Below are 16,252 nucleotides of genomic sequence, written 5' to 3' on the forward strand. Positions count from 1 at the left end.
ATTAGAGACTTTAAAGTTTTTTTTTGTTATTGCAAAGAAAGATAAAAGTCAAAAATCGCGAATTATGTGGTTAGTCATTTTATGGATTTTAGGATTAGGCTTAGGAATAGCATTAGCTGTTAAAAGTTATTATCGCTTCCTGCATTTTCGTTGTTACGCTATTCAGGTGATTCGAGAAGTTCGTTTAAGTATGGAACTCAAAGAATGGGCTGTAGCCGAACAGCAACTTCTTCCCATTTTAAAAAAACGTTTTTATAAACGCCAATACTTGTTTGATTACATACGCATTCTCAGGGGTATGGAACGCTTTGAAGAAGCGGAAAAATTCCTTAAGGAGGCGCAAAAAATGGGCCTGCGAGGACCTTCCTTTTTTTTGGAAATTGCTTATAGGGCTTACCGTCATGGTGTGTTTAAGGAGTGTGTTAAGGCATTTTCTTTGGTCCCCAAAGAAATGTTTGAAGAGGAGGATGCAGCAAAGTATGCTTCCGCACTTGTACATTTGGGACAGCTGAATGCTGCTTGCAGTTTGATAGAACCATGGATTTCCCCTCTTTCGCATCAAGGAACTTATGTCACCATGGGGCACATTTATTTTACTTCGAAGCGTTATCAAGATGCTATAGAATTTTATAATCGTGCACAAGCTTTAGGTCCTTGTCCTGTTGAAGTAATTTATAACTTGGCTCACGCGTATCGTTTGACTGCGAATTATACCCAAGCAGGTAGATGCTTCCGCAAATTATTAACCGAGGCTCTCTATAGAGAGGAAGCTTTGTTTAATGTAGGGCTATGTGAGCAAAAACTGGGCAGGGCGAATAAAGCTCTTTTAATTTATCAAAGCAGCGATTTATGGTCTCGAGGGGATGCTCTGCTGATGAAATATGCTGCTTTAGCTGCGATGGATGTACAAGATTATTTATTGGCAGAACGTTGTTGGGGTTTAGCTCTGCGCTGTTCAACATTTGCTGAGGATTATAAATGTAGTCTGAGTTATGGCTTGAGTCTCTGCCAATTACGCAAGTATGCAGATGCAGAGCACGTATATCGGAAGGTAATTCAGAGTTTCCCTAATTGTCCCACAGCTTGTAAAGCTTTAGCATGGCTTTGTGGTGTAGGATACGCAACCACGGTTCCTCTTGAAGAAGGGTTGGTGTATGCAAGGAAAGCAGTGCGACTGGATCATAGTTGTGAAACTTTGGAATTGTTGAGCGCGTGTGAAGCACGTTGTGGTAATTTTGACGCTGCTTATGAAATCCAGTCATTTCTCTCAGCTCAAGATATTTTTTTAGATCAGAAAAAACGTCGTTCAAGGATTATGCGTAACTTGCGACAAAAATTACCTCTGAATGATCATCACATTATGGAAGTGGATGCCCTACTTGCGGCATAACTTCGCTTTTTTATAGAATAGTTTTTTTTTCATTTTTTCGAGGTGACAGAAGATAAGTTGGGTGCCTCAGAACTTTTATTCGTTTTATTAAATCTAATGAAGTATGGTATTAGAGAACATTCTCGTAAAAGATAATGAATTCGTATTCTAATCATTGTAGTAAATTGAACGACGTATGTTAGATTTTCTTAAGCGCTTTTTTGGTTCTTCGCAGGAGCGTATTCTAAAAAAAATTCAAAAACTTGTAGATAAGGTGAACATTTATGATGAAGTACTCGCACCTTTATCAGATAGTGAGCTGCGTAATAAAACAGCAGAATTAAAAAAAAGATATCGTGAGGGCGAGTCTCTTGATGAACTGCTTCCTGAAGCTTACGCTGTTGTAAAAAATGTCTGTAGGCGTTTGATAGGAACCCCTGTGGAAGTTTCTGGATACCATCAACAATGGGATATGGTGCCCTATGATGTTCAAATTTTGGGCGCTATAGCCATGCATAGAGGCTTTATTACAGAAATGCAGACAGGGGAGGGGAAAACTCTTACTGCTGTCATGCCCCTGTATTTAAATGCTTTGTCGGGAAATCCTGTACATCTGGTGACTGTGAATGATTACTTAGCCCAGCGGGATTGCGAGTGGGTAGGATCAATATTGCGCTGGTTAGGACTCACCACAGGAGTATTAGTAGGAGGGACTCCTCTAGAAAGACGAAGAGAAATTTATAATTGCGATGTGGTTTATGGTACAGCATCTGAATTTGGTTTTGACTATTTACGAGACAATTCTATAGCAACGCGAGCTGAAGAACAGGTAGGTCGAGGTTTTTACTTCGCTATTATCGATGAGGTGGATTCGATCCTTATAGATGAAGCTCGCACTCCTTTAATTATTTCTGGTCCTGGAGAAAAGCATAATCCTGTCTATTTTGAACTTAAAGATAAGGTTGCTGAACTTGTTTCTTTCCAAAGAGAACTTTGTAGTCAAATTGCTCTTGAAGCACGACGGGGTCTAGATGCTTTTTTAGATTCCGATATTCTTCCCAAAAATAAAAAAGTTATCGAAGGAATCTCTGAGTTTTGCCGGGCTCTATGGCTTGTGAGTAAAGGGGTACCATTAAATCGTGTGTTACGTCGTGTCCGTGAGCATCCTGATTTACGCGCTATGGTTGATAAATGGGATATTTACTACCATGCGGAGCAAAATAAAGAAGAAAGTTTAGAGCGCCTTTCACAACTCTATATTATTGTTGATGAGCATAACAATGATTTTGAATTGACAGATAAGGGTATGCTGCAATGGGTGGAGTCTGCTGGAGGCTCTACAGAAGACTTTGTTATGATGGATATGGGTCATGAATATGCTCTGATAGACAATGATGAGTCTTTATCTCCTGCAGATAAAATTAATAAGAAAATCGCAGTTTCTCAAGAAGATACCTTAAGAAAAGCTCGAGCACATGGTTTACGACAATTATTAAGAGCTCATCTTTTAATGGAGCGTGACGTAGATTATATTGTCCGTGATGATCAAATTGTCATTATTGATGAACATACAGGTCGTCCTCAACCTGGACGACGTTTTTCCGAAGGTTTGCATCAGGCTATAGAGGCTAAAGAACATGTGACTATTCGTAAGGAGTCTCAAACTTTTGCTACCGTGACATTGCAGAATTTCTTCCGTTTATATGAAAAACTTGCAGGGATGACGGGGACCGCAATTACAGAGTCTCGAGAGTTCAAAGAGATTTATAATCTTTATGTGTTACAAGTTCCAACATTTAAACCTTGTTTACGTATAGATCATAATGATGAGTTTTACATGACAGAGCGTGAGAAGTATCACGCGATTGTTCATGAGATTGCTCGCATTCATCGAGAAGGAAATCCTATTCTTGTGGGAACAGAATCAGTGGAAGTGTCTGAGAAACTATCGAGGATCTTACGACAAAATCGCATACCTCATACGGTATTAAATGCTAAGAACCATGCCAAAGAGGCAGAGATTATTGCTGGAGCTGGGAAATTAGGAGCTGTTACTGTTGCTACGAATATGGCAGGCCGGGGTACAGATATTAAACTGGATCCTGAAGCTGTTGTTGTTGGTGGTTTGCATGTGATTGGGACTACACGTCACCAATCTCGTCGTATTGATAGACAGCTTCGTGGACGATGTGCGCGTTTAGGAGATCCGGGTGCTGCGAAGTTCTTCTTATCGTTTGAAGATCGTCTTATGAGGCTGTTTGCTTCTCCGAAGTTAAATGCTTTGATTCGTCATTTTCGTCCTCCCGAAGGGGAAGCAATGTCAGATCCTATGTTTAATAGGTTGATAGAAACGGCTCAAAAACGCGTAGAAGGTAGGAACTATACTATTCGTAAGCATACCTTAGAATACGATGACGTGATGAACAAACAAAGGCAAGCGATTTACGCTTTTCGTAATGATGTTTTGCATACTCAAGATGTTTTTAGCTTGGTGAAAGAAGTACTTTGTCATGTTGCTTTGATGGTAGCATCGCTGCTTGTTCATGGACGTTGTCTACAAGGATGGACTCTTCCAAAACTTGAAGAATGGATAAACGATTCGTTTCCGATTCCATTAGATAATACAGCATTAAAGAAACTAAAAGATGTCGATACTCTAGCTGAGAAAATCGCTGAAGCTCTCATGGAAACGCTGCTTTCTAGATTTGCAGATATGATGAAGGAAATCTCCGTGGCTGGAGGCAAAGAGGTGAATGCTGAAGCAATTTGTCGTGATGTGATTCGTTCTGTGATGATCATGCATATTGATGAGCAGTGGAAAATTCACCTTGTAGATATGGATTTGTTGCGTAGTGAGGTTGGATTAAGAACTGTTGGGCAAAAGGATCCTTTATTAGAATTTAAATACGAATCCTTCTTATTATTTGAGAGTCTCGTTCGGGATATTCGGATTGCGCTTTCTAAGCACTTGTTTCGTTTAGAATTAACGATAGGGCCGGAGCAACGTATGAAGAATGTCGTTCCTACTATAGCGACCTCTTTCCATAACAATGGGAACTATGGTCCTTTAGAATTAACTATAGTTACAGATAAAGAGGAATAACAAGAATGAAGAATTTCTGGTTATTCCCAGTGTTGTGCTCATATCCTTATGTTTAAATGAAGGCAGTCCAATCTGACCATATGTGATTATTGCAATGACGAATCCAGAAAGTCCTACGATTGTCTGCAATGAGGAATTGTACATAGTGATTCACTTGGTGGCTCCCTATACAGATAATGATATTATTTAAGCTTTCTGAACCTTTAGAAAAGTTTTCAGGAGCATGGATTAAAGTTGTTACATCTGTAGTAGTGAGAAATCCTGTTTCTTGGAGATCATTAAAATCATAAATTTCTTGAGAAATTGTTTTTATTGAAATATGAGACCAAAAACTCCAGCGCCCTTCTACATGGTGGCGGGTATAGGCGTAATTGTCATCACTGATGTAAAATTGACGTGTTATCCCTTTCAGTATAGATTCGCTGAGAACGATGAGAAGGTCCCCATGTTCTTTGTTTTCTTCGACATAGATTCCTGTTTCTTGGTATTCGTCTAATGAGTGGGCCTCTTTAGAGTTAGAAAGTAGGTCTTCGAGACTATAGTACTTATCTGCATCTGAATCCAATGGATCGTGGTTCATGGTTGTAAATCTCCGAGAAATAATTAATTTGTTCGTTATTATTTTGTAATAATAATCATTTCTTTTTTTAACAAATTAATTTGATCTTTTTAATTTTTCTTTGAATTCCAAATTAAAAGGTATGCCATGCAAATTAAAAGAAGATTTTAAAGTATTTTTTAAATAATATTCATATTGCTTTGTTAATAAAGATTTCGAATTGATAAATAGTAAAAATTGCGTGGGCGCTATAGTTTTTTGAAGTCCATAGTAAATCTTTAACCGTCTCCCATGGATAACTTGAGGATGATGTCTTTGTAATGCTGTTGCTAGGGTTTTATTTACCAGGGGAGTAGAAATTTTACGCGAACTGATAGAATGAAGATCCTCAATAGCGGAGAAAATTTTGGATAAGTTACGTTTAGTAACAGCAGAAACACAAAGAAGCCGAGCTTCTCCTAAATAAGGATCTGTAGCAAGGAGATTTCTGCAATAATGCTCCATACGGATGTCTTGCATTAAGTCCCACTTATTTATTAGGAGGATATGAGGTTTTTTTTGTTTCGAGATGAGTGAGAGGATGCGTTTATCATAGGAAGAGAGACTTTGTGTAGCGTCAATCACAAGTAGGCAAAGATCTGCTCGTATAATTGCTTTTTCTGTTCTTGAAGAAGAAATCCATTCTACAGAATTTTTCACGCTTTTCATTTTCCGTAGTCCTGCAGTATCAATGAAAAGATAGGGTGTGTTGTTGTGAGTATATAAGATATCGATATTATCTCGTGTAGTCCCTGGAATCTGATCGGTAATGCAGCGCTCTTCATTTAATAAGCCATTAATAATTGAAGATTTCCCAACATTTGGCCGTCCAATTAAAGCGATTTTTAAGACTCGGTTTGTTGTTTCAACGACAGGAAAACTTGGAACGTCTTCAATGAAGCAGTTGCTTTCTGTATTTGAATAGAAGAGTTCTTCAGGAGTTTCAGCTGTACAGACATCTTCATGGATATCTTCTCTAAGGTTTTCTTCTGTATTTTGTGTTAGAGGCTCTAGAGGAAGGTTTCCTAAGGTTTTGATTTTCTCAAGAAGGGTATCGATGTGTTTATCATGGGCTGCTGATGTTGCTATGATAGAGGAAATCCCTAATTTATACAGCTCATAGATACGGTGTTCTTCTCGGTAAGTGTCTGCTTTATTAGCAACAAGGATGATAGGTTTTTTTAAGGGCAGGAGCTTTTTTGCAAGTTGCGCATCTTGTTCTGTAATGCCACAACGGATGTCAATAACTAAGAGCAAGAGGTCTGCTTCTTGAGTTGCTGTAAGAGCTTGTTTATAAATATGTTTTTGAAAATGATCTGAAGAATCATAATCAATCCCTCCAGTATCAATTACTTGGATTGCAGCTCCTGAGGTTGGGATATCACCGTACAATCGGTCCCGCGTGGTTCCTTGTTGAGAGTTGACAATAGCTAAAGAACGTTTGCATAACCGATTGAAAAGGGATGATTTCCCTACGTTGGGTCTTCCTACAATGGTAATCCGTAACATACAAAACTCAATTTATCTTTTCTTCGATAATTAATAGGAAAATAATAGAAGCTAAAAAAATAAATCTAAAGAAATAAAATGGAATTTGCTGCTTTAAGAAAAATCTGGATTTGAAATAAATTATTTCCAAAATCCTTTTTCTTGCAGTAGCAATAAGATTTTTTCCTTGTCAAGGCACTCGTTTTCTATAGATAAAGTCTCTGCTTCTTTCAATAAATCTCCGAGGAGTTTCCCAGGGACAATACCTTTTGCCATGAGATCAGGAGCCGAAACCAAGGGGGATGCTGTTTTGATGTTTAGAATAAATTGTTCTAAACGGGTTTCGAGTTCTTGAACGCGAGCGACAAAATGTTGTTGTTTACTCGGATCTTTCTGTAAGGCAGAAAATAACTCGAGGAATAGATGTGCTGTGGGTAAGGCAAGGAAATGAGCCCAAAATACACGGTCGTTCGATACATTTTGAAAGTGTGGAAGTACATAGTTCCAAGTCTCAATAAATTTGAATTCTTTATTAGAAATACGAAGTCTTGAAAAAGCAACTAAAGTTACCTCTTTGCTAATGCCTTGAAATAGCGGAAGTAAAAAAAGAATTTCAGGAAAGTGTAAAGGATTGCATTTACGAGCAAATTCTATAGTTGTGCGTAGTAGACTATAGGGAATATCACGAAGTTCGGGGAAAATTACAAAGAGAATTTTTAATTTTAATAAAAGCGACAAGGCCGCATGAGGCTGTCTTTTCAACATTTTTTTAAGTTCCTGCCAGATTCTCTCTGGTGAAACGGCATTCACCAATGTAGGGGCTTCTTTGATAATAGCACGTTCTGTTGCTGGATCTAAGGAGAACTCTAGTGTAGAGGCAAAACGTACGGCTCGAAGAATACGAAGTTTATCTTCTGAGAATCTAAGCCGAGGGTGACCTATAGCTCGAATCACTTTCTTTTCGATATCGCGAGTACCTTCGACAAAATCAAAAATTTTATCTTCAAAAGGATCATAATACATGCCATTCACAGTAAAGTCCCTGCGCAAGGCATCCTCTTTCATAGAGGCAAAGACAATGTGACTAGGGTGACGACCATCATTATACTCTCCATCATTACGGAATGTCGCAACTTCGAAAAGACGTTCCTCTTGTTTGACTACAAGGATGCCAAAGGCAATTCCCAAAGGAAGGGCGTTAGGGAAGATAGTGGATACGATTACCGGAGAAGCATTTGTTGCAATGTCAATATCTTCGATAGGTCTTCCCATGAGCATATCTCTAACACAACCGCCAACAAAATAAGCTTGGTAACCTGCGTTACGCAGTTTTACAAGGACTTTTTTTGCTGTCTCTTCTATGGTAATTGTTGTCATTACGTCCCTAGGGGAAAAGGGAATTACGCTATGGCTTCTGGGGTTCTTCTTATAATTATGGGAGGAATATTCTCTACAATGGTATCTTCTTTGATGAGAATAGACTCTACTGTGGGATCTGAAGGAATTTCAAACATGAGATCCCTAAGAAGATTTTCCAAGATCATGCCTAAAGCACGCGCCCCAGTTTTTGCTTGTTTAGCTTTTTTTGCTATAGCGTATAGAGCTTCTTTTTTAAAAACTAACTTCACATTTTCTTCTGCAAAGAGTTCTACATATTGCTTTACAATAGCATTGGTAGGTTCTGTGAGTATGGCAACAAGTTCATCTAAAGAGAGTTCTTCACAATTGACTATACAATTAAATCGTCCTACAAACTCAGGAATCATGCCGAAAGCAATAAGATCCTCGGTTTCTACTTTAGCAAGTAAATGATCGCGGTCTTTCTGAGAAAGATCTGCTTGATCATCGGAAAATCCTATAGTAGTTTTCCCCAGCCTTTTAGCAATAATTTTATCTAAGTTTACAAAAGCTCCACCAACAATGAATAGAATATTTTCTGTATTCACACGAATATATTCTTGATTCGGATGTTTGCGACCACCTTTCGGGGGAACATTCGCTGTCGTTCCTTCAACAATTTTTAGTAAAGCTTGTTGTACACCTTCTCCTGAGACATCTCGTGTGATCGATACATTTGCTGTTGTTCTGCCAATTTTATCGATTTCATCGATATAAATAATTCCACGTTCTGCACGGCTGACATCATAATCTGCAGCTTGTAATAAACGTAGGACAATATTTTCTACGTCTTCACCGACATAACCCGCTTCTGTTAAAGTTGTAGCATCGGCAATAGTAAAGGGAACATCTAAAACTTTGGCTAGGGTCTTAGCAATCAATGTTTTTCCTGATCCTGTAGGTCCAAGAAGAAGAACATTAGATTTTCCGTAACTTACATGTTTATTGTGCAGCAAAGCACGTATACGTTTGTAATGATTATAAACGGCAACTGCTATTGTTTTTTTTGCTCTCTCTTGCCCTATGACATATTCGTCAATATGCTTTTTAATCTCTTTAGGAGTGAGAACTCGTAAATCTAAATGTTGTCTAGGAATGTCTCCTGTAGGCATGGAAGCTGCTATAGTCGTCGGCTTCTTATCTAAAATTCCTGAACACAATTTAATGCAATAATCACAGATGTAGACCGAAGGTCCTGCGATAAGCTTTTCTACATCTTTTTCGGAACGCCCACAAAACGAACAGATAGTTAGATTTTTTTTATTCATAATCAATATCTCTAAGAGCTAGTCGTATCTTTGTCTTTGGTTTCTTTTGCTGAAGTTACCACTTTATCAATTAGACCGTAAGATATTGCTTCTTCAGCTCCCATAAAGAAATCTCGTTCAGAATCTTCTATAATTTTTTCTACAGATTGTCCTGTGCACTCAGACAAAATGTTGGCGAGATGTTTTTTTAATGTTAGGATTTCTGCAGCCTGCAATTGAATATCTGCAGAAGTCCCTATAATGCCTCCTGAGGGCTGATGGATCATCATACGGCTATGAGGAAGAGCATAGCGTTTTCCTTTAGTGCCTGCGGATAACAGAAGTGCTCCCATAGAGGCAGCTTGACCAATGCAATAGGTGTTAACATCGCAACCTAAAAAGCGAATCGTGTCATAAATTGCTAGTCCTGCTGTGATATACCCTCCCGGAGAATTAATAAAAATTTGAATATCCTTTTTGGGATCTTCAGACATAAGGAAAAGTAATTGAGCAATGACAGTATTTGCGAGGGGCTCTGTGATTTCCTGGCCAATCATGACAATACGATCTTTCAGGAGACGTGAGTAAATATCCATAGCACGTTCGCCACGACCTGTATCCTCAACAACATAGGGCACCAATGTCATATACACTTTCCTCATCAAATAATTTCTAGTTTTGTCTTACACGTTGCTTATTTATTAAACAGCTTTAAAACCAAAGTTTGCAGGTTATTTTATGCTGCCCACATAGCAAGAAGCTTAAGACGTGAGAATCTCGAATTCTATGTTTAAGACATTCTTGGGTCAAGTGTTTTTCCTTTAACTAAACTATAACAGAAGTTGTTTCTGTTGACCCCGCTGCTTTAGCAATTGCGTTCTCTATAGCCTTATGATAAGTAAGTCGATCTCGAGCTGCTGTAATGAGTTCTTGTAAAATTTCATTGGAAATATCTTTGGGTGGCTGAGCCCCGAAGCGCTCTTTAGAACATACATCCATCATGTATTGAAGTTCTTCGCGACTAATTGTGAGCTGTTCATCTATAAAAATTTTCTGAGTTAAAAAAAGCAACTTTAAGGCTTTTTTAGCCTCCTCTTCAGCTTCTTTTAGGAGTTCCGATTTGCGAGCCTCAAGCTCTTCATCGGAATAATATTGAATTAAACGAGCGTTGAGTAATTTTTCTCGTGTTAGCATGGTAATACGCTCTTTGATAAGAGTAGTAGGAAGTTCAAAATCCACCATCATAGCTAGAGCATTTTCAGCTGCGGCAAAATGTTGTTGGAACTGTGTGTTTTTTGCTTGTTTTTCTAATTGAATGCGAAGTTTGGCTTGTAAATCTTCTAGAGAGTTTGCTTGCAATTGGCGAGCTTTTTCATCATCAAGCTCGGGAACAATAACTTCGATAACAGCATTTACAGTAAATATAAGAGTATCGCCATTTAAAAAAGCTTGAATTTCAGGTGAGCTTACATATTCAATTACTTGGTGTCCTGAAGCAACACCTACAAATTTTGCTTTAAATGCATCTGTCATTTCTTCTTCAGAAAGTTTGAAATATTTATTGTCAAAAATTGCAATAGAAGAAGAGGGAGACTTTGCTTTGGTAATATGCAAGGAAAGAGAAATGTAATCCCCTTCTTGAGAAAGACGTGCTACTGATGTTTTTGTCGCGAAAAAGAAAGCAATACTTGTGAGTCCTTTCTTGAAGTCTTCCTCAGAAACTTCAGTAATAGAAGGAGCCGCAGGGAGGGAAAAACTTTCCCAATGGATTTTTGGAATTCTAGGAAAAGCTTCATAGGTAAATTCTACTTGACCGCCCTCTTTGAGATTTGCCTTAGTCACAGATGTGGATTGAATTGCTTTAGGGGAAAGTGGCCGGCGGTCTCCTACTATAGACAAAGCGTGATAAGAGTCTTGGATGAGGAGTTCATTTAAAGTTTTGCGCACAGGTTCTGGATAACGGGAAATGATTAGGTTATCAGGAGCTTTTCCTTTACGAAAGCCTGGAAGAGTAATGTCTTTTTTAACTTTTTTTAGTGCCTGCTTGTGAAGCTTATTTACTCGTTCTGAGGAAGTTTTTACTTTAGCAGAAACTACACATCCCGGGGACTCTTCTAAATCAACAGAAAACTGTTCGTTGGAGAGATTTCGTAACACAAGACTACCCTTTTTGCTTAGGATGGGTTAAAAAAGCGGGTGATGAGGTTTGAACTCACGACTTTCACGTTGGCAACGTGACGCTCTACCACTGAGCTACACCCGCAAGAAAAGTAACATTTTAGATGTTTAAGGAGTTTTTAGCAATGGGTAGAGTCCATGGATATTGTAGAAACATTTATTGGCTGTGTAGAAGACAATTTTGATAAAATTTTTCATTGATTTAGCATGGGTAAACAGGTACAAGTAAGCAGATTCTACTATCCACTCTGAAATTAGAGGAGAAATGCTTAATTTTCGCAAATTACGCCGAGATTTTTCAGCCAATATTTTGCAAGATGGTAAAGAGCTGTTTGACCAGGGAGCCGTAATTGATGCAAAAATTCTCTCCATGAATGGAGAGACGGTGTGTATTAGTGCACAAATTCGGGGTCTCTATGAAAATATATATGAGTGTGAAATAGAAGTTGATCGTTCAGAATCTGATACTGTGGATTCCAACTGCGATTGTTCTTACAATTATGATTGTCAGCATATTGTTGCACTATTGTTTTATTTAGAGCAGTACTTTAATGAGATGGTTGTTGCTTATGCGCGTGAGGCTGATTTAGAGACCAATCAAGAGATTAATGAGGAAGTTAAAAAAGAGCTTCAAGAAACTTTTGTTGCTGCAGCAACAAAAGAAGAGAAACGCAAGGATCTCGCACATCAAAAAGAAATACTTCGAGAGTATATTCACGCTGCAAATGCTTTGAGTTGCAATCCGTTTTTCTTGCCTTTGGAATATTTAGAGAAAGATTCTGCTGAACTTGCTGTTCTATTTATTGCCGCTACTGCGGAATCGTTTGCTTCTAGTGGCCAGCCTATAGAATTTCAGTTGGTACTCCGTCTGCCTTGTCGTTCTAAGCCATTTTATATCCCTAATATTCGGACTTTTTTGGAAGGTGTCTTATACCAGGAGCCCATAGTATTGAGTGGGCGTCGTTTTTTCTTTACGATGCAGTCTTTTAATGCTTCAGATCGTAAATTAATCGATTTGTTGATTCGTTATGTACGGTATCCTAATCACACGAATGAAGAGAAATTATTAAAATCTGCCTATTTGATGCCAGCATCTTTAGGTGTCATTCTTGCAAAGATGTTTGAACATCATTTAGCAGATCGTGGGGGAGGAAAGTCAGGAGAAAAGGAGAGTTTTCCCGGGCTGTTTTGTGGAAATCTTGAAGAATCGCTTTGCTGGTCGCTAACTCCAGCAAAAATGAAGTTTAATTTAGATTTTTTTGATACGCCTTATAAGGCGTTATTAATGACTCCTTTAATCCTTATTGATGATGATGAAATACAGCCAGAACATGCAATGCTTCTTGAATCAGATGCTCCAGGGATTATTCATCATTTCGTATACCATCGTTTTGCCCCTCAAATTAAACGTGCACATTTACGTTCCTTCGCTCGTTTGCGTGATATTACCATTCCTGAAGCATTGTTTGGTTCATTTCGGGAAAATGCTTTACCTGTATTTCAGGAGTATGCGGAAATTGCTAATGTGCATCTCTTGAATTCTTTTGTGACCCTACCTTATGTAGATGAGGTTCGTGCGATTTGTGATATGAGTTATTTAGATGGGGAGTTAGAAGCAAAGCTCTATTTTCTTTATGGTTCCTTACGTATTCCTGCAGCGTCGTTAGCTTTGCAATATCCTGACATTCGTGCGTTTATTAATGATGAAGGTATTTTAGCAAGAAACCTTGTTGAAGAGCGTAAAATGATTGAAGAGGTATTTTCGGGCTTTGTTTATGATGAGCGTGATGGTGCTTTTCATGTCAAAAGTGAAAAGAAAATCGTTGAATTTATGACAGAAACGATACCACTAAATCAGCAGCACATTCATTTTAATTGTCCTGAAAATCTTTTGGATCAATTTGTTTATGATGAAACGGTCTTTGACCTTTCGTTTAAAGAAGGTGCGAATATTAATTATTATGAAGCTGAACTTAAGGTCCATGGTTTGCTTAAGGGTGTGAGTTTAGATCTTCTTTGGGATTGCATTAGTGCAAAACGGCGTTTTTTGGAGATTGCTAAAGGAGGGCAACAAGGGAAAAATAGTCGTCGTGGGAAGTCTAGTACATCGAAATTACCCTGCATTTTAGTATTGGATTTGGAAAAGATAGCTCCTGTCGTTCAAATCTTTAATGAGATTGGATTTAAGGTTTTAGATGATTTTGTAGAAAAGTACCCTTTATGGAGTTTGACGGGTGTTTCTTTCGAGCAATTTGAAGGATTGCCTGTAAATTTTTCAATGACGGATAAGCTTATTGAAATTCAAAAGCAAATTCGTGGGGAAATACAGTTTGATTTTCAAGAGGTTCCACAGCAAATTCAAGCTACATTGCGTAGTTATCAAACGGAAGGAGTGCATTGGTTAGAGCGTTTAAGGAAAATGCATCTTAATGGGATTTTGGCTGATGATATGGGACTGGGAAAGACTCTCCAGGCTATTATTGCTGTAACTCAGAGTAAGTTAGAAAAAGGTCAGGGATGTTCTCTTATCGTTTGCCCTACCTCATTAGTTTATAACTGGAAGGAAGAATTTCGTAAATTCAATCCAGAATTTAAAACGTTGGTTATTGATGGTGTGCCGTCACAAAGGCGAAAACAGTTGATGTCTTTAGCCGATCAAGATGTAGCGATTACTTCGTATAACTTGTTACAAAAGGACATTGATATCTATAAAAGCTTTCATTTTGATTATGTAGTTTTGGACGAAGCTCATCATATTAAGAATAGAACTACACGCAATGCAAAGTCAGTGAAGATGATACAAGCAGATCATCGTTTGATTTTGACAGGTACGCCGATAGAAAATTCTTTAGAAGAGTTATGGAGCCTCTTTGACTTTTTGATGCCAGGCTTGCTTAGTAGTTATGATCGTTTTGTGGGTAAGTATATTCGTACGAGTAATTATATGGGGAATAAAGCTGATAACATGATTGCCCTTAAGAGAAAAGTAGCTCCTTTTATTCTTCGTCGTATGAAGGAGGATGTTTTAAAAGATCTTCCTCCGGTTTCAGAAATTTTATACCACTGTCATCTTACAGACTCACAAAGAGAGCTGTACCAATCCTATGCGGCTTCTGCAAAGCAGGAGCTATCGCGTTTAGTTAAGCAAGAAGGTTTTGAACGTATCCATATTCATGTTTTAGCTACGTTGACACGTTTGAAACAGATTTGCTGTCATCCTGCGATTTTTGCTAAAGATTTTCCAGAGCCTGGAGATTCTGCAAAGTATGATATGTTGATGGATCTTTTATCTGCTCTTGTGGATTCTGGCCATAAGACTGTGCTCTTTAGTCAATATACGAAGATGCTTGGGATTATTAAAAAGGATCTAGAAGCACATGGAGTGCCTTTTGTTTATTTGGATGGTTCCACTAAGAACAGATTAGAACTTGTCAATCAATTTAATGAAGACCCGAACTTGCTTGTCTTTTTAATTTCCTTGAAAGCAGGAGGTACGGGCTTAAATTTGGTGGGGGCAGACACAGTAATTCACTATGACATGTGGTGGAATCCTGCTGTGGAAAATCAAGCAACAGATCGTGTGCATCGTATTGGGCAAAGTCGTTCAGTTTCTTCGTATAAATTAGTAACTTTAAATACTATTGAAGAAAAAATCCTTACCCTCCAGAACAGGAAAAAGAGCCTTGTCAAGAAAGTTATCAATTCTGATGATGAGGTTGTTTCCAAATTGACTTGGGAAGAAGTATTGGAACTGCTACAGATATGATTTTATGACCCCACATCGAAGCCTATTTAAAATTAAGAGTTTTTCTAATCGATTATATAATAAGGCTTTAGGACGTTTCGATAAAGTTTTCAATTTTTTTTCTGGCAATATCGGTATAGATTTAGGAACGGCAAATACCTTAGTGTATGTTCGTGGTCGTGGCATTGTTCTTAGTGAGCCTTCAGTAGTAGCTGTTGATGCTCAAACCCATGTTGTTTTAGCTGTAGGTCATAAGGCTAAGGCTATGTTAGGGAAAACTCCGCGGAAAATTATTGCTGTCCGCCCTATGAAAGATGGAGTGATTGCTGATTTTGAGATTGCTGAAGGCATGTTAAAGGCCTTGATTAAACGAGTGACACCTTCACGTAGTGTTTTTCGTCCTAGAATTTTAATTGCAGTGCCTTCAGGCATTACAGGTGTAGAAAAACGTGCTGTTGAAGATTCAGCATTGCATGCAGGTGCGCAGGAAGTGATTTTAATAGAAGAACCCATGGCTGCTGCTATTGGTGTCGATTTGCCTGTTCATGAACCAGCAGCAAGCATGATTATTGATATTGGAGGCGGAACAACAGAGATTGCCATTATTTCTTTGGGAGGCATCGTGGAGTCACGCTCTTTACGCATTGCTGGAGATGAGTTTGATGAGTGTATTATTAATTATATGCGACGGACATACAATTTGATGATTGGCCCTCGTACAGCTGAAGAGATTAAAATTACAATTGGTTCTGCCTATCCTTTAGGGGATCAAGAATTGGAGATGGAAGTGCGGGGTCGGGATCAGGTGGCGGGTTTACCAATTACCAAACGCATTAATTCCGTAGAAATTCGTGAGTGTTTAGCAGAGCCTATTCAACAGATTATAGAATGCGTACGTTTAACTTTAGAAAAGTGTCCCCCGGAACTCTCCGCAGATTTGGTAGAGCGTGGTATGGTATTAGCTGGTGGGGGTGCATTGATTAAGGGGTTGGATAAAGCTTTGAGTAAAAATACAGGACTTTCTGTGATTACAGCTCCGCATCCTTTACTTGCCGTATGTTTAGGAACAGGTAAGGCTTTGGAGCATTTGGATCAATTTAAAAAACGAAAAGGAAATCTGGTGTAG

10 protein-coding genes and 1 tRNA gene are annotated in these 16,252 nt (G+C 38.4%); 4 read left to right on the forward strand and 7 right to left on the reverse strand.

What is annotated here, in order from left to right:
- The first annotated feature begins 64 nt into the window (after positions 1-64).
- Together Cs308_RS02225 and secA are read left to right on the forward strand one after the other, a co-directional pair.
- Positions 65-1,390 (forward strand): tetratricopeptide repeat protein, encoded by a 1,326-nt coding sequence (locus Cs308_RS02225; protein ID WP_066482083.1) that lies wholly within the window; start codon positions 65-67, stop codon positions 1,388-1,390.
- Between the two features lie 175 nt (positions 1,391-1,565).
- Entirely contained in the window at positions 1,566-4,472 is a 2,907-nt protein-coding gene (gene secA / locus Cs308_RS02230; protein WP_066482090.1) for a preprotein translocase subunit SecA, read from the forward strand.
- A gap of 52 nt (positions 4,473-4,524) precedes the next feature.
- Here secA and Cs308_RS02235 read toward each other — a convergent pair whose 3' ends face one another.
- The 7 genes from Cs308_RS02235 to Cs308_RS02265 all read right to left on the reverse strand — a co-directional run bounded on the left by Cs308_RS02235 (position 4,525) and on the right by Cs308_RS02265 (position 11,466).
- The gene (locus tag Cs308_RS02235; RefSeq protein ID WP_066482091.1) at positions 4,525-5,052 is read right to left on the reverse strand and encodes a pyocin knob domain-containing protein; all 528 of its coding nucleotides are present in this window, start codon (positions 5,050-5,052) and stop codon (positions 4,525-4,527) included.
- A gap of 75 nt (positions 5,053-5,127) precedes the next feature.
- Positions 5,128-6,579 (reverse strand): ribosome biogenesis GTPase Der, encoded by a 1,452-nt coding sequence (gene der / locus Cs308_RS02240; RefSeq protein WP_066482092.1) that lies wholly within the window; start codon positions 6,577-6,579, stop codon positions 5,128-5,130.
- Positions 6,580-6,699: 120 nt separating this feature from the next.
- Positions 6,700-7,935, reverse strand: a complete 1,236-nt coding sequence (locus Cs308_RS02245; RefSeq protein WP_066482093.1) for a CCA tRNA nucleotidyltransferase — start codon at positions 7,933-7,935, stop codon at positions 6,700-6,702.
- Between the two features lie 23 nt (positions 7,936-7,958).
- The gene (gene clpX / locus Cs308_RS02250; RefSeq protein WP_066482095.1) at positions 7,959-9,224 is read right to left on the reverse strand and encodes an ATP-dependent Clp protease ATP-binding subunit ClpX; all 1,266 of its coding nucleotides are present in this window, start codon (positions 9,222-9,224) and stop codon (positions 7,959-7,961) included.
- A gap of 11 nt (positions 9,225-9,235) precedes the next feature.
- Complete coding sequence (locus Cs308_RS02255; protein WP_066482098.1) at positions 9,236-9,850, reverse strand: ATP-dependent Clp protease proteolytic subunit; 615 nt, start codon at positions 9,848-9,850, stop codon at positions 9,236-9,238.
- Positions 9,851-10,028: 178 nt separating this feature from the next.
- Positions 10,029-11,360, reverse strand: a complete 1,332-nt coding sequence (gene tig, locus Cs308_RS02260) for a trigger factor (protein ID WP_066482103.1) — start codon at positions 11,358-11,360, stop codon at positions 10,029-10,031.
- A 34-nt stretch (positions 11,361-11,394) separates the two neighbouring features.
- Positions 11,395-11,466, reverse strand: a tRNA-Gly gene (locus Cs308_RS02265).
- Positions 11,467-11,646: 180 nt separating this feature from the next.
- Between Cs308_RS02265 and Cs308_RS02270 the strand changes: the two genes are divergently transcribed.
- Together Cs308_RS02270 and Cs308_RS02275 are read left to right on the forward strand one after the other, a co-directional pair.
- A complete protein-coding gene (locus Cs308_RS02270) occupies positions 11,647-15,147 on the forward strand; it encodes a DEAD/DEAH box helicase (RefSeq protein WP_066482105.1) in 3,501 nt (1,166 codons plus the stop codon).
- Between the two features lie 4 nt (positions 15,148-15,151).
- Positions 15,152-16,252, forward strand: coding sequence for a rod shape-determining protein (locus Cs308_RS02275; protein WP_066482107.1), 1,101 nt, complete (start codon positions 15,152-15,154; stop codon positions 16,250-16,252).

The organism is Candidatus Chlamydia sanziniae, from assembly GCF_001653975.1.
GTDB classification, from domain to species: Bacteria; Chlamydiota; Chlamydiia; order Chlamydiales; family Chlamydiaceae; genus Chlamydia; species Chlamydia sanziniae.

Bases quoted from the DNA above. Each gene is read 5' to 3' on its own strand.
- der (WP_066482092.1), bottom strand. From the start codon at position 6,579: ATGTTACGGATTACCATTGTAGGAAGACCCAACGTAGGGAAATCATCC.
- Cs308_RS02270 (WP_066482105.1), top strand. From the start codon at position 11,647: ATGCTTAATTTTCGCAAATTACGCCGAGATTTTTCAGCCAATATTTTG.
- Cs308_RS02275 (WP_066482107.1), top strand. From the start codon at position 15,152: ATGACCCCACATCGAAGCCTATTTAAAATTAAGAGTTTTTCTAATCGA.
- Cs308_RS02255 (WP_066482098.1), bottom strand. From the start codon at position 9,850: ATGACATTGGTGCCCTATGTTGTTGAGGATACAGGTCGTGGCGAACGT.
- clpX (WP_066482095.1), bottom strand. From the start codon at position 9,224: ATGAATAAAAAAAATCTAACTATCTGTTCGTTTTGTGGGCGTTCCGAA.
- secA (WP_066482090.1), top strand. From the start codon at position 1,566: ATGTTAGATTTTCTTAAGCGCTTTTTTGGTTCTTCGCAGGAGCGTATT.
- Cs308_RS02245 (WP_066482093.1), bottom strand. From the start codon at position 7,935: ATGACAACAATTACCATAGAAGAGACAGCAAAAAAAGTCCTTGTAAAA.
- Cs308_RS02225 (WP_066482083.1), top strand. From the start codon at position 65: ATGTGGTTAGTCATTTTATGGATTTTAGGATTAGGCTTAGGAATAGCA.
- Cs308_RS02235 (WP_066482091.1), bottom strand. From the start codon at position 5,052: ATGAACCACGATCCATTGGATTCAGATGCAGATAAGTACTATAGTCTC.